This is a genomic window from Acinetobacter sp. YH12106, from assembly GCF_013418995.1.
GTDB lineage: Bacteria > Pseudomonadota > Gammaproteobacteria > Pseudomonadales > Moraxellaceae > Acinetobacter > Acinetobacter pseudolwoffii.
The window spans coordinates 25,691-38,944 of the sequence record NZ_VPAV01000006.1 but is presented as its reverse complement, the minus strand read 5'-3'; the positions used below and the strand labels follow the sequence as shown (position 1 = coordinate 38,944).

Genomic DNA, 13,254 nt, shown 5'->3' with positions numbered 1-13,254 from the left:
TATGATTCTTAGCCGGGTTGACCTGTATTCTGATTATCAAGCAAAAAGTCCGTATTTAATAAACTAAACAGCCACTCATAGCTGACGCCATTCACGGTTAAATTGATTTTAATGCCTTTGGGCAAGCGCTGTTTCTGCTCTCGCTGATTTAAATCCATAGAAGAATCAGGCCACTGTGTGAGTTCATTTGGATTCAGCACCACAACCTGAAATTGCTCAACGTCCGATAATAAAACACTGGATTCTGGCTGATCACGACCGGTCTGGTTCAGGTTGCGGTATTTCAAGCGATAAAGTTTCTGCTCATCGGCCCGATACTGATATTCAATCCGCTCATCTGGCGAAATGCCCTCTTCCAGAGGATCTGTCACCCCGGTTTTACTAAAATTAAAACGGCCATTTTGCAAAACCAGAGCCGGTTGAATATCACCATTGATATTGGCAGTTAAAGGCACCGCCTGTATCGTATCCCGCAAAATTTGCTGATAGCTTTCCTGTAACTGACCTAAACGCTGTTCATGTATCGTATTTTGATCTTTAGTTTTGACAATATAGTCAAACACCTTCCAACCCAAGGCAGACAACACCGCAAAGATCGCAATGGCGACCAGTAGTTCGACCAGGGTAAATCCTCTAGGCTTCATGGATTATTGTTCATACGATGATTAAAGAACATCAGGTTACTGATCCCGGAGTCAACCTGACCGGTCTCCTGATTGACCAGACTGATCTGCAGCTCAATACGCTGTACATTCGGGCTGACCGTTGGCTCACTGCGCTTGTCAATCTGCCAGGTTTCACCTTGCTGGGTCAACTGCTTGGAAGCAGTACCATCCATCCATTCCTGATTGATTTCCATTTGAGCCACTTCGTTCAGGGCAACAAACTGTGCTTTGGTGCGCAGAATGGCATTCGAGGTTGACTGGGTATATTGCATCGCGACTTTGGTCAGCGTCATGGCTGCGGTGGCGAAAATTGCCAGTGCAACCATAACTTCCAGCAAGGTAAAGCCTGAGCTGCGATGAGTGAAATGCTGTTTCACCGCTGCGCAAGACCAAGAGCTCTGCTCGAAGTGCCCACAATGCAATCGATCAACACTCGATTTAAATGGTTTGATCAGCCTGGAGCACACACTTTGCTTGAAAGATCTAGATTTCATTGATTTTACCCAGATGATCCACCTCAATCGCAGAGCCGACTTCACGATCTTCTAAAAAGAACTGAATCCGTACCGGCTTGACCTCACCATTCCCCAGCCAGATCAATTGCGGAGAATTCACCTGCGTCAGATCACGATTTTGCGCACGGGCATAACGCTGTTGTTCTAGCCTCTGAATCCGAAAAGACACATGATCAGGTAAATTACGCAATTTGAAATCTGTATAACTCTGCCATTTCTCATTTTGCAAAGTTTGTTCAGATTGCGCTTGCGCACGATATTCCACTACCCCATACCGAAATGGTGAAACATCGGTTGCTGATTGAACATCCAGTGCCAGTACTCTGGACTGGTCATTCGCCTCGCGCATGACCCGCTGTAAATCCAATAACAAAATCTCGCGTGCCTGCATCGCCTTACGCTGATCGACCCCACTGGTATTTAACAATACCAAGGAAGCCATGATGCCCATAATCACAATCACCACCATCAATTCGATCAAGGTAAAGCCACGAACTGTAGTGTGATGTGATCTGATCATGGCAAGGCCTTAAGCGAACTGCTCGGCAGAATGCACCTGCTTCGGCAAAGCCAGCGCCTGATCGATATAGGCCACGCGTAAAGTATCGCGTGAACCCAGATAACGCTGATAGAAACTGGAATTAAGAATTGCGGCTGCACCATGGGTCAGCGACCAGATCGACGCCAGATAATCACGTACCGACATGCGGCTGTTGATGGAAGCCAGATAACTTTCGGTCATGCGGATGATCAGGCGTAAACGCTGTTTGCGCACCTGATACAGCTCACTGAACAGATGCTGAATGCCAACACCTGTGGTGGACAGGCGCTCTTCAATCTGATGGAACAGCACCGTACGTTCCGGATGATGTAAATGGTGCAACATAAAGAAGGCCAGATGCTCAGGAAAGGCTTTATCGGCATCCTGAATCATTTCCAGCAACATGCGCTCATTACGGATAATCAGCAGCATATACAGTTCATCTTTACTCTGAAAATGTTTATAAAGTGTCCCTTTGGCCAGATCCAGCTCGGCAGCAAGCGCATCGAGCGTCATTCCTGCTTCACCATTTTCCAGCAGGAGCTGCTCTGCGACTTGAAAAATCAAGGTTTCTCTTGCTCGAAACTGAGCCTGACGATCCATCTTCACCCTATAAACTCTCTTGTACTTTATATAACTTTATTTACTTTAAATTTAGAAGATTTTCAAAGTTCTGCTTTGTGATAGAAGCCATTTCTTCTAGCGACTTATCATATACATCACAAAGCGCTTTGGCTACATAAGGAACGTATTTAGGTTCGTTAGATTTACCACGATATGGCATCGGCGCAAGATAAGGACTATCGGTTTCAATCAGTACACGATCCAGCGGAACCTGTTTGGCCACATCACGCAGATCCTGGGCATTTTTAAACGAGATAATCCCGGAAAATGAGACATAATAACCGCAGTCTAAAACCGCTTTGGCAGTTTCCCAATCTTCAGTAAAGCAATGCAAGATGCCATGCGTGGATTTTTCCGCACGGATAATATCCACGGTATCATGCTTGGCAGCACGGGTATGTACCACCACCGGTTTCTTAGTGATTTGCGAAGCATGGATATGACGGGCAAAGCAGGCTTTTTGTTCTTCGACAAAATCTGTACTGTGATAATAATCCAGACCGGTTTCACCGAGCGCCCAGACTTTTTCTGGTTGTGCCAGCTCGACCAGATATTCAGTCGTGGCACGCGCCATAGTTGCAGCATCTTCGCAAGGATGTACCCCGACGGTATAACCGACATCCGGGTGACGCGCGGCAATTTTCGCCAGCGCGATATGATCATCCAGATCGACCGAGATACTCATGAATCTGGATACACCCGCTTCACGGGCCTGTGCGAGTGCCTGATCCAGATCACCGTTATACGGCGTTAAATCCAGCATCGTTAAATGACAATGGGTATCTACAAACACAATGCGTTCCTACCACAGCTAAATGAACTACATAGTGTAACTTTTACGCCCTTCAGATTTAAGACCTGCAACCAGACGATCTGCTTCATTTTTGAAATAAACACCCTTTTCACCGCTTAACTGGATGCCAAAGCCTTGTGGCTTGATGCCATTCTGCTTTTGCGAGACCCAGATCACTTTACCGGTTAAAGGAATTTTCTGGGTCTGTTCAGGCAAAGTGGTCAATACAAAAACTTCTTCACCCAGCTTGACCGGCTGCTTGGACGGAATAAACAGTCCACCACCCCATACATAAGGCATATAGCTGGCAAACAGTGTTTCAATATCAGGAATATTGGCCTGAATAATACCGCCCATACGTGGTTGCATGTGATTTCCCCTTAATTAAAGATTCATCAGCTTGATAAACAATTCATCAATAACCAGATTGCTTTGAACATTCTGCTCGAGATATTGCTTGGAACGCTGAAAATCCTCATAAATTTTAAAAAGTGCTGCTAATGAATATTGTTCGGCAAGCACATTAAACTCAAGATCAATGTTTTTCACCGTTTGATTGAGCTTGACACAAATTAAATCGGACAACAAGTATTCAAACATGGGAGCAAATTCACCAAAGCTCAGGCTTTTGTTCCATTTGGTCGCAATTGCAAGCGGCATATTTTTTTGCATCACCAGTTTTTGCCAGTCTTGCAGGAATTCCTGACGCAGTGGCAGCCATGAACTTTGTGCAACCTCGAGTGCTTGTAAGGGCATCTGATTGGACAGGTTCATCAATAACTGTTGCTGGCTAGAACCTGCATCCGGCAACTGTGCCTGAACATAATCACTAAATTGTTCTGCGGAAATCCGGTCTAAGGCAAAATGCTGCAAGCGACTCCGTATCGTTGCAGGCAATTTTAAATAATGATCTGCCAGCAAAATAATGACCGTATTGTCACCGGGTTCTTCTAGCGTTTTCAATAAAGCATTGGCAGAGGAGATATTTAAGGCTTCCGCAGGCTCAATTACAATCACTCGCCAGCCATCGACGGTCTGCTGCACAAAAGGCAACAGATCACGAATCTTTTCAATCTTGATTTTGGCATTCTGTTTTTTATTGTCTTCGTCGGTGCTGATATGCACATAATTGGGATGCGTGTCGGCCTTGAGCCATTGGCAACTGCCACATTCACCACATGCACCAGAAGGCTGCCGATTCAGACACAAGACCCAAGCCAGAAACTGCTGGCTAAATGCCTCCTTGCCACAGCCTTTTTTGCCATAAAACAATAAACCATGCCCAAGCTTGGGAAAACGTCCGGTCAGCGTTTCCCAAACCTGTTGCTGCCATGGATAAATCTGTGCATTGACATCAAAAGGCATGTATTCAACTCTTCTTAAGCAAAATGAGAAAGATCCATTTGATTCAATCGATCCAGATCTTCCTGAGTATCCACACCCGGTGGCAAATTGGCTTCAGCCACGGCAATCGCAATACGGTGACCATTTTCCAGTACCCGCAATTGCTCTAGGGATTCCAGTTTTTCCAGAACCCCCATCTCCCAGGTGACATATTCTTGAAGCAGTTTCACCCGGTAAGCATATAAACCTAAATGACGATAGGCCTGATTATGCAGTTTTGCTTCAGCCAGTTTCGCACCATCACGGTCATAAGGAATGGTAGCACGGCTAAAATACAAAGCTTGATTATGTTTGGACATCACCACTTTAACAATGCTGTCACGCTTAAATTCGTCTAGTTGATGAATCGGCTCACATAGCGTCGACATCGAAGAATCCGGTTGATCTTCTAGAAGTTGTGCCACCTGCTTCACCAGTTGTGCCGGCAATAAAGGCTCATCACCCTGCACATTGACAATAATATCGTGACTGTCCCAACCTTTAATCCGCGCCACTTCACTGAGGCGGTCTGTCCCGGAAGGATGATCCGCCGAAGTCATCACCACATCAACACCTTCGGCACGGCAAACCTCAGCAATACGCTGATCATCGGTCGCCACACACAAATCATCAAAACCTTGTACTTTTTTGGCTTGATCCACCACACGCAAAATCATGGGACGACCATGAATGTCCAGCAAGGGTTTACCCGGCAAACGTGAACTGGCAAAACGTGCAGGAATAACAATGTGTTTCATACTGAATAAGCCTTAAGAAATTTGAATACCGTATTGTTGTAACTGTTGCTGCAAGACCGTATAGCAGGCTGGCGATAATACTGCATCGACTGGCACCACCCAGATATCCTGCTTAAAGTCGGGATATTGTTTCAGTAATGCCATAATCTTGACTGCGTCTTTTTCCGTGGTAATGATCGGATTGGCATCATCAAACTGTAGATCTTCAATGTCATAATCATGATGATCGGGAAATTCATGACACTGGAATTGTTCTATGCCCAGATTTTTCAGGGTCTGATAAAAGCGCTGCGGAAAACCGATTCCCACCACGGCATAAAAAGCCGATTGAGGATCGAAGATTTTATTGTTGTCTTGATTGAGTAGATAAGGCTGTGATGCAGCCAGATGCATATGCAGCTCAGAACTTGGACTTGCCGAATGCTCAATTACCGTTCCTGTTTCTAAGCGGCTCACCGGTTCACGCAGATAACCTTCCGGAAGCAACTTCTGATTGCCCAACCCCCGATTATTGTCCAGCACAATCCATTCAATCTGGCGGTTCAAGGCCCAATGCTGTAAACCATCATCACAAATAATCAGATCCAGCTGATGTTTTTGTAACAACAGTTCAATGCTTTTTTGCCGGTTCGGCCCCACCGCCATGGACACGCCCGTCGCCTGTACAATCAAGGCAGGCTCATCACCGACGACCTCAGGCAAGGTATTAAAATCCACATAAGCCGGAAATGGACCTTTGCCGCCATAACCACGACTAATCACCCCAACTTTTACACCTTGTTGAGTTAAATAATCAACCAGATGAATCAGTAAAGGGGTTTTACCACTACCACCGACAGTGATATTGCCAATCACCATGACCGGAACCGGAGCACTATAGCTTGTCTTAATCCCTTTCTGGTACAGCCAGTGATTGCTGACAAAACCTAAACGATACAAGCATGACAAAGGACGCAGCACCACCAGCCACTTTGCCTGTGCATTCCAAGCATCCTGAATGATTTGCGCCAATGCCATAACTTATTGTTCCTCAAAATTACGTTGATGCAGCTGATAATAAGCCCCATGCAATGCAATCAGTTCTGCATGAGTCCCTTGCTCGACAATACACCCCTGATCCATGACCACAATACGATCCGCATTTTCAATCGTCGATAAACGGTGTGCAATCACAATGGTTGTACGATCTTGCATGGCCTGATCAAAGGCACGCTGAATAAAGTATTCGGATTCATTATCCAGGGCACTGGTTGCTTCATCCAGAATCAGAATAGAGGCATTTTTCAAAATCGCACGTGCAATCGCGATGCGCTGACGCTGACCACCAGACAGATTTAAACCTTGAGCACCCAGTTGGGTATCATAACCTTTTGGCAGAGCCATAATAAAATCATGTGCATAAGCGGCTTTTGCTGCTGCAATAATGTCTTCATCAGTCGCACCTTCGAGCTGACCATAGGCAATATTTTCTCGCACAGTCCGATTAAACAGCACCACTTGCTGATTCACCATCGCAATCTGGGTACGCAAAGCAGTCAGCTCAAAGTCTTCAATCGGTTTCTGATCCAGTAGAAGCTGACCTGACGTTGTATCCTGATAACGTACCAGCAAATTCACCAGTGAGCTTTTACCGGCACCGGAACGCCCAACCAGAGCAACCGTTTCACCAGCTTTTACCTCTAAATTAAAATCACGAATGGCATGATGACCATCATCATAAAACAGGTTGACATCTTTAAACTGAATATTACCTTTTAAGCTATCGCTTAAAGTCCCGGTATTTTTTTCTTCGGGCATGTCCAGCAATTCAAATACCGAATGCGCTGCGGCCATACCCCGTTGAATTTTTTCATTGATATCGGTTAAAGCCTTGATTGGTCTTGCCAACATGCCCGCAGCCGTAATATAAGCCACAAATTCACCGGCAGAGGTATCGCCAAGGATCTGTGGACGCAAGGCAATAAACATGACAATACTGAGTGAAATAGACATGATCAGCTGAACCACAGGACTGTTCAACTGCTGCACAGCGACCATTTTCAAGCCACGACGCAAGTTTTCCAGCGAGTTCTGCTTAAAGCGTTCCTGCTCGTAACTTTGGCCGCCAAAACCCTTGACGATCAGGTTGGCATTGACCGTTTCCTGAACCACATGGTTGACATCCCCCATGGTATCTTGCACTTGCTGTGACAATTTACGCATCCGTCTAGCTGCCTTACTGATCACAAAGCCAATGACGGGTGCAAAAATCAGGATACACATGGTCAGACGCCAGTTGCTATATAACAGATAACCTAATAGTGCAATCGTAATCAAACCTTGTTGCAACAGGGTTCTTAACGCTTCTGTTGAGGCAGCGGTCAGCTGTTCCACGTTATACATGATCTTGGCAGTAATATGCCCGCTGGTATTGTCCAGATAATACTGAGACGGTAAACGCAGCAGTTTTGCAAAAACTTCCTGACGGATATTGAACACCAGATTACGGGAAATCACCGCAGTAAAATAACCCCCCATGAATAATCCCAGCCCACGAAAGAACATCAGGACAACCACTAAAAATGGGAAAAGTGAAGTGAAACTCTGGTCTTTGTCTTGAATGGCCTCAATGATATATTCCAGTAATTTAGCCACAGAGACTTCTGTAGCCGCATTAATAGAAAAACCGAGCAGGACAAGCAATCCGATGCCCCAAAAGGGTTTTAAATAACTTAAAAGGCGAAGATAGACCTTAAAATCGTGCTTCACTAATAACCTCGGGTGGGTACTTTGGTACTGATATTAATATTGACAAAGCCGAGCTGCCCGGCCACATCCATAACGCGAATCACGTCCTGATGGCTGGCTTTCGCGTCAGCGGCAATGACGAACATTAAATCACGGCGTTCATTAGAAATCTGTTTAATTGCAGTATTTAAATCTGCGACTTCTTTACTGGCCAAGGATTGACCATTGACTGCATAATGACCATTGGCATCTACAATCACTTCAACTTTCTGATCATAACTTTTAGGCGGAACACCCTGCGCATCTGGTAAGGTCAAGTTCATACGGCTCATTTGGCTAAATGTTGTCGATAACAGTAAAAAGACCAGAATAAACAGCAAACAATCAATCATAGGGGTCAGATTAATATGCACATCTTCTACTTGGTTGCGTTTGAATTTCATCATCCGCCTCCTAGCTGGCTTTTTGCATATCTTGGTCTATATCTGCAATATTGCGATAAAAAAGATCCGCATGAAACAAGGTCGCCTGCTGTTCAAGCTCCGCCACATATTCCTGAACCAGTCGCTGGAAGTAACGATGGGCAAAAAGTGCCGGAATCGCAATCAGCATCCCGGCTGCTGTGGTAATCAAGGCTTTGGAAATACCTGGCATCATCAATACCGGATCACTCCCAGTCCCCACATCGATCATCAGAAAAGATTCGATAATCCCAAGCACAGTCCCCAACAAACCCAGCAATGGCGCCACAGCACTTAAGGTTCCCAGAAAGTTAATATTCTTTTCCAGATAACCAATTTCCTGCGATGCCATCACTTCCATTTGTGCACGGGCATACTGTTCGCCCTGCGGCTTGCTGGCATAGCCTGCTGCAAATACCCGGCCTAAAGTACTGTGCTTCAATTCTGTACTTTGTTGAATTTTTTGCATGACTTGTGATGCATGTTGCACTGGACTCATCAGAAGTGTAGACGGAAGTACCGCTTTCTTTTTCAGGCGAATCAGGCGCTCGATCGAAATCGCCAGCATAAAAATAGAACACAAGACCAGTGGCAGCATGAGCCAGCCACCCGCTTTAACCAATTCCCACATCTAATTTATTCCCCAATAAAAAAAATATATAAATTATTCATCTTCTAAAATAGAAAGAATGCCATCCAGCTCTTCTAAAGAATGATAACTAATGACTAATTTTCCTTTACCTTGTTTGTTATAGTCAATTTTCACATCAGCACTGAAACGCTCTGAAAGGCGCTGGGTCAATTGCTGAATATCCGGTGCAAGCGCTTGTTTTACTTTTTCTTGTTTAGGTGCATTAAAATCACGGACTAACTGCTCGGTTTGACGAACAGATAGACTTTTTTCAATCACGATATCAGCGACTTTGAGCTGGTCTTTTGCCTTCAGTGTTAGAATCGCACGCGCATGCCCCATATCCAGCAGGCCTTGCTGCATAAAGTCTTTCACTTCTTCAGCCAGACTGAGCAGGCGAAGTAAGTTACTGACCGTAGTACGTGCCTTGCCGACTGTGTCTGCAATTTCCTGATGGCTTAAACCAAATTCTTCATGGAAACGTTGCAGAGCCATGGCCTGATCAATCGGATTCAGATCCTGACGTTGGATGTTTTCAATCAGAGCCAATGCAATCGCAACCTGATCCTGAAGTTCGCGCACAATCGCAGGAATTTCAGTTAAACCTGCCAACTGCGCTGCACGCCAACGACGTTCACCGGCAATAATTTCATAAGGATAGCGTTCATCATCGACCGGACGAATCACAATCGGCTGCATAATGCCGTGTTTTTCAATCGATGCCGCCAGCTCTTGCAAGTCTTGCTCGTTGATATAACGGCGCGGCTGGTATTCACCACGCTTGAGCAGGTTCACATCAATCTGTTTGAGCTGACCATGATCAAGACCTTGGGCTTCCATCTGTAATTTTTCTTTTTGAATTGAACCTAGCAAGGCATCCAAGCCACGACCTTTGGCGAGTCCACGTTTCTTGACGGTCATGCTTTACTTCCTTTTTTCACTTTGCTTTTCTTTAATACTTCAGCTGCCAGATTTAAGTAAGCAACTGCACCCTTTGAGCTTTTCTCAAAATAAATCACCGGCAAACCATGTGCTGGTGCTTCAGCCAGACGAATATTGCGTGGAATCACGGTGTCATACAGTTTTTTACCGAAATATTGTTCTAATTCTTCAGAGACATCACGGGTCAAGGCATTGCGTGCATCGTACATGGTACGTAATACACCAACAATTTGCAGGTCTGGATTCAATGCTTGCTGAATCCGATCGATGGTCTGGGTCAAATCAGCCAGACCTTCCAGTGCATAATATTCACACTGCATCGGAATCAGCACCCCATCAACCGCTGCCAAAGCATTCACTGTAATCAGGCTCAGACTTGGCGCACAATCGACAATAATATAATCAAATGACTTTTCGACTTCTTGCAATGCATCACGCAGGATGAATTCACGTCCTTCTTGATCTGCAATTGCCAGCTCAACCCCAGCCAGATCACGGTTGGCACCCAGAACCTTATAACCGACTTCTGCCTTGGCGATCGCCGTTTCAATCGGCACTTCACCCAGCAATACATCGGTGACCGAATAGAGCAAGTCATTCTTTTGAATGCCCGACCCCATGGTTGCATTGCCTTGCGAATCCATATCGACCAGCAAAACGCGCTTTTTTAACACAGCTAAAGATGCCGCCAAATTTACTGCGGTTGTGGTTTTACCAACACCACCTTTTTGGTTTGCAATCGCAATAATTTGTGCCATGTTGCCCCCAATCCCTTTAAAATTCTTAAATACGTTTTAATAGCAGTAAATGACGCTGTTCGTCTAAGCGCGGAACTTTAAGTTCAATAATCTCACAACTAAATTCATTTTTTAAAGCAGTGACTTCATCTTCAGGAATTAAGCCTTTCATTGAGGCAATAATGGTCTGTTCATGCATATACGGTTTAGAGGCATCCACAAAGTCAGTCAGAGATGCAAACGCACGACTGGTAATCACATCGAATTGACCCAGCTCGTTAATGCTGTCTTCATTTTCTACACGCGTTTGCACCGCAATGACATTTTTAAGTTTCAGATCGGCAATAAACTGCTTCAGGAAACGAATTTTTTTACCATTTGAATCGAGTAATACACATTCACGCTCAGGCTGACATAAAGCAATGATCATACCTGGCATACCGCCACCCGTACCGATATCGAGCAGACGGCCCGCTGGCAGATCTTTTAGAATGCTGAGACTGTCCAGCAGATGCTTGACCAGCATTTCTTTCGGATCACGGATTGCAGTTAAATTATATGCTTTGTTCCACAGCACCAAAGCGTCCTGATACTTGAGTAATAAATTCAAAGCTTCTTCAGATAGCTCTAAACCCAAAGCTTGGCTACCTTGCTTTAGTTCTTGAAAAAACATGTGCATAAACAATCTACGCTCGAAAAAGTTAGGTGGAAGTATACCGTTTTCTATATCTTGTCATAGTAGGCAGTGCTTAGTGAATATTCACTTAAACAGACTTAGCTTCACGGATTGCCAAATCTAGTGCCGTTAAACGTTCAGGCGTGCCGACATCTACCCAAATACCTGCCAGTTTAGAGGCAACCACTTGATGATTCAGCATCGCTGCCTTCAATAAAGGTGCCAAAGGACGCTTTCCAGCCTCTAAGCCTTCAAATATTTTTGGACTGATGACGGATACACCGCTAAAAGTCAGGTTTTCACCCTCGACCTGCTGATCAAAGGTATAAGCCTTCCCTTCTGCAAGGGTGAAATCACCCTCTGGATGTTGCTGCGGATTTTCGACCAAGACCAGATGTGCCAAATTATCGTTCAGATCAACATCTAATAAAGGTGCAAAATCCATTGTGGTCCAGACATCACCATTTAATAGGATAAAAGGCTGATTACCCAAAAGCGGCAAGGCATGAATGATCCCGCCTGCCGTTTCCAGACCTTCACCTTCATGTGACCACAGAATTTTTACGCCAAACTGTGAGCCATTGCCCAGGGCTTGTGCCAGTTTTTCACCGAGCCATGCAGTATTGATCACGATTTCAGTGACGCCAATCGCAGCCAGTTTCTCGATATGCCAGACAATCAGCGGCTTGCCACCGACTTCAAGCAAAGGCTTTGGGGTATGCAGCGTTAAAGGCCGCATACGATTACCGAGGCCTGCGGCTAAAATCATCGCTTTCATTTAGGCAGCCACCTCATATGAACCATATTTTGCTTCAAAAGCTGGCATCACTTTTTCATGCATAAACTGCATAAAAGGCTGCAATTCTGGATAAGGTTTAGATTCTTCTAATAAATACCACATCACCCGTGGTAAATCTTTTAAATAACCGGACTTACCATCACGTTCAAACAGACGCACAAAAATACCCAGAATTTTGATATGACGTTGAATCGCCATCATATCGGCATCTTTCTTGAACTGCTCAAAATCACGGTCTTCTTTGGCTGAGGCTGGCAATAAATTATAAAAGGCTTCAAACCAGCGATAGACACGATCAGCATTCCATTGCACATAAGCATCACGGGTAATCGAGATCAGATCGTAGGTATCCGCACCAATCACCGCATCCTGAAAATCAATCACACCGAGTTCGGTTTCATTATCAATTTTCATCAGATTACGGCTATGAAAATCACGATGCACAATCACTTGTGGCTGCGCCAGCGCTGCATTGGCCAGAATCGCAAAGCTACGTTTGATCAAGGCACTTTCTGATTCAGTCGGCTGGATCTTTAAGGCTGGCAACATCCAGTCAGTCAGCAGCTGCATTTCCGAGATCAGTTTTTCATAAGAGTATTCCGGAAAATGTCCTTCTCCAGCAATTGATTGCAGTTGAATCAGCTGCTTAAAGCTTTGCTCATAATAAGCATCCACCGTCTCTTCATTCAGCAGATTGGAAAGCAGGACATCGCCAAAATCTTCGAGCAGCAAAAAACCATTTTCCAGATCTTTGGCGACAATATGCGGAACACGCACGCCATGCGCATCAAAAAATTCATCAATCGTCACAAAAGGCACACAATCTTCTTTTTCTGGTGGTGCATCCATCAGCATAAATGTTTTATTATTCAGTTTGATTCGTGCATAACGACGGAAGCTGGCATCACCTGCTAAAAAATGAGTTTCAAATTGATCTGAACCGAGTACAGAGGCAATCCAAGATTGTATCAATTGTTCGCGTTGTGTATTCATTTGCAATTA

17 protein-coding genes are annotated in these 13,254 nt (G+C 44.9%); all 17 read right to left on the bottom strand.

The genetic code is table 11. The features are described from left to right. Window positions 1–8: 8 nt before the first annotated feature. Entirely contained in the window at window positions 9–644 is a 636-nt protein-coding gene (gspJ, locus tag FTU45_RS07010; RefSeq protein ID WP_180076193.1) for a type II secretion system minor pseudopilin GspJ, read from the bottom strand. Beyond that, the gene (gspI, locus tag FTU45_RS07005; RefSeq protein ID WP_180076215.1) at window positions 641–1,087 is read right to left on the bottom strand and encodes a type II secretion system minor pseudopilin GspI; all 447 of its coding nucleotides are present in this window, start codon (window positions 1,085–1,087) and stop codon (window positions 641–643) included. The genes gspJ and gspI overlap by 4 nt, the downstream gene beginning before the upstream one ends. Window positions 1,088–1,148: 61 nt before the next feature. Beyond that, window positions 1,149–1,700, bottom strand: a complete 552-nt coding sequence (locus tag FTU45_RS07000; RefSeq protein ID WP_180076192.1) for a type II secretion system protein — start codon at window positions 1,698–1,700, stop codon at window positions 1,149–1,151. Window positions 1,701–1,709: 9 nt separating this feature from the next. Next, complete coding sequence (locus tag FTU45_RS06995; protein WP_180076191.1) at window positions 1,710–2,324, bottom strand: TetR/AcrR family transcriptional regulator; 615 nt, start codon at window positions 2,322–2,324, stop codon at window positions 1,710–1,712. Between the two features lie 40 nt (window positions 2,325–2,364). After that, window positions 2,365–3,138, bottom strand: coding sequence for a TatD family hydrolase (locus tag FTU45_RS06990; RefSeq protein WP_100535277.1), 774 nt, complete (start codon window positions 3,136–3,138; stop codon window positions 2,365–2,367). A gap of 27 nt (window positions 3,139–3,165) precedes the next feature. Then, window positions 3,166–3,507: a PilZ domain-containing protein gene (locus tag FTU45_RS06985; RefSeq protein ID WP_005170399.1), complete on the bottom strand. Its 342-nt coding sequence runs from the start codon at window positions 3,505–3,507 to the stop codon at window positions 3,166–3,168. A 15-nt stretch (window positions 3,508–3,522) separates the two neighbouring features. Beyond that, window positions 3,523–4,503 carry a DNA polymerase III subunit delta' C-terminal domain-containing protein gene (locus FTU45_RS06980; RefSeq protein WP_180076190.1) on the bottom strand — a complete coding sequence of 327 codons (981 nt, stop codon included), beginning with the start codon at window positions 4,501–4,503 and terminating at the stop codon, window positions 3,523–3,525. A gap of 14 nt (window positions 4,504–4,517) precedes the next feature. Continuing rightward, on the bottom strand, window positions 4,518–5,279 hold the full coding sequence (gene kdsB, locus FTU45_RS06975; RefSeq protein ID WP_180076189.1) for a 3-deoxy-manno-octulosonate cytidylyltransferase: 762 nt from the start codon (window positions 5,277–5,279) through the stop codon (window positions 4,518–4,520). Between the two features lie 12 nt (window positions 5,280–5,291). Beyond that, on the bottom strand, window positions 5,292–6,296 hold the full coding sequence (gene lpxK / locus FTU45_RS06970) for a tetraacyldisaccharide 4'-kinase (RefSeq protein WP_180076188.1): 1,005 nt from the start codon (window positions 6,294–6,296) through the stop codon (window positions 5,292–5,294). A gap of 3 nt (window positions 6,297–6,299) precedes the next feature. Continuing rightward, window positions 6,300–8,027, bottom strand: coding sequence for a lipid A export permease/ATP-binding protein MsbA (msbA, locus tag FTU45_RS06965; protein ID WP_005097331.1), 1,728 nt, complete (start codon window positions 8,025–8,027; stop codon window positions 6,300–6,302). Then, window positions 8,027–8,449 carry a biopolymer transporter ExbD gene (locus FTU45_RS06960; protein WP_004278885.1) on the bottom strand — a complete coding sequence of 141 codons (423 nt, stop codon included), beginning with the start codon at window positions 8,447–8,449 and terminating at the stop codon, window positions 8,027–8,029. The genes msbA and FTU45_RS06960 overlap by 1 nt, the downstream gene beginning before the upstream one ends. A 10-nt stretch (window positions 8,450–8,459) precedes the next feature. Next, complete coding sequence (locus FTU45_RS06955; protein ID WP_180076187.1) at window positions 8,460–9,098, bottom strand: MotA/TolQ/ExbB proton channel family protein; 639 nt, start codon at window positions 9,096–9,098, stop codon at window positions 8,460–8,462. 33 nt (window positions 9,099–9,131) lie between these two features. Continuing rightward, window positions 9,132–10,019 carry a ParB/RepB/Spo0J family partition protein gene (locus tag FTU45_RS06950; RefSeq protein ID WP_005097335.1) on the bottom strand — a complete coding sequence of 296 codons (888 nt, stop codon included), beginning with the start codon at window positions 10,017–10,019 and terminating at the stop codon, window positions 9,132–9,134. Continuing rightward, complete coding sequence (locus tag FTU45_RS06945; RefSeq protein ID WP_005170377.1) at window positions 10,016–10,798, bottom strand: ParA family protein; 783 nt, start codon at window positions 10,796–10,798, stop codon at window positions 10,016–10,018. The genes FTU45_RS06950 and FTU45_RS06945 overlap by 4 nt, the downstream gene beginning before the upstream one ends. A 25-nt stretch (window positions 10,799–10,823) precedes the next feature. Further along, on the bottom strand, window positions 10,824–11,456 hold the full coding sequence (rsmG, locus tag FTU45_RS06940; protein ID WP_005097338.1) for a 16S rRNA (guanine(527)-N(7))-methyltransferase RsmG: 633 nt from the start codon (window positions 11,454–11,456) through the stop codon (window positions 10,824–10,826). Window positions 11,457–11,541: 85 nt separating this feature from the next. Then, window positions 11,542–12,231 carry an N-acetylmuramate alpha-1-phosphate uridylyltransferase MurU gene (murU, locus tag FTU45_RS06935; RefSeq protein WP_180076186.1) on the bottom strand — a complete coding sequence of 230 codons (690 nt, stop codon included), beginning with the start codon at window positions 12,229–12,231 and terminating at the stop codon, window positions 11,542–11,544. Then, window positions 12,232–13,245, bottom strand: a complete 1,014-nt coding sequence (locus FTU45_RS06930; protein ID WP_005170371.1) for an aminoglycoside phosphotransferase family protein — start codon at window positions 13,243–13,245, stop codon at window positions 12,232–12,234. Between the last annotated feature and the right edge of the window lie 9 nt (window positions 13,246–13,254).

What these genes read in the sequence shown, in the direction of transcription:
- gspJ (WP_180076193.1), bottom strand. Translation starts at nt 644, where the DNA reads ATGAAGCCTAGAGGATTTACCCTGGTCGAACTACTGGTCGCCATTGCG.
- FTU45_RS07000 (WP_180076192.1), bottom strand. Translation starts at nt 1,700, where the DNA reads ATGATCAGATCACATCACACTACAGTTCGTGGCTTTACCTTGATCGAA.
- FTU45_RS06995 (WP_180076191.1), bottom strand. Translation starts at nt 2,324, where the DNA reads ATGGATCGTCAGGCTCAGTTTCGAGCAAGAGAAACCTTGATTTTTCAA.
- FTU45_RS06985 (WP_005170399.1), bottom strand. Translation starts at nt 3,507, where the DNA reads ATGCAACCACGTATGGGCGGTATTATTCAGGCCAATATTCCTGATATT.
- FTU45_RS06980 (WP_180076190.1), bottom strand. Translation starts at nt 4,503, where the DNA reads ATGCCTTTTGATGTCAATGCACAGATTTATCCATGGCAGCAACAGGTT.
- kdsB (WP_180076189.1), bottom strand. Translation starts at nt 5,279, where the DNA reads ATGAAACACATTGTTATTCCTGCACGTTTTGCCAGTTCACGTTTGCCG.
- lpxK (WP_180076188.1), bottom strand. Translation starts at nt 6,296, where the DNA reads ATGGCATTGGCGCAAATCATTCAGGATGCTTGGAATGCACAGGCAAAG.
- FTU45_RS06960 (WP_004278885.1), bottom strand. Translation starts at nt 8,449, where the DNA reads ATGAAATTCAAACGCAACCAAGTAGAAGATGTGCATATTAATCTGACC.
- FTU45_RS06955 (WP_180076187.1), bottom strand. Translation starts at nt 9,098, where the DNA reads ATGTGGGAATTGGTTAAAGCGGGTGGCTGGCTCATGCTGCCACTGGTC.
- FTU45_RS06950 (WP_005097335.1), bottom strand. Translation starts at nt 10,019, where the DNA reads ATGACCGTCAAGAAACGTGGACTCGCCAAAGGTCGTGGCTTGGATGCC.
- FTU45_RS06945 (WP_005170377.1), bottom strand. Translation starts at nt 10,798, where the DNA reads ATGGCACAAATTATTGCGATTGCAAACCAAAAAGGTGGTGTTGGTAAA.
- rsmG (WP_005097338.1), bottom strand. Translation starts at nt 11,456, where the DNA reads ATGCACATGTTTTTTCAAGAACTAAAGCAAGGTAGCCAAGCTTTGGGT.
- murU (WP_180076186.1), bottom strand. Translation starts at nt 12,231, where the DNA reads ATGAAAGCGATGATTTTAGCCGCAGGCCTCGGTAATCGTATGCGGCCT.
- FTU45_RS06930 (WP_005170371.1), bottom strand. Translation starts at nt 13,245, where the DNA reads ATGAATACACAACGCGAACAATTGATACAATCTTGGATTGCCTCTGTA.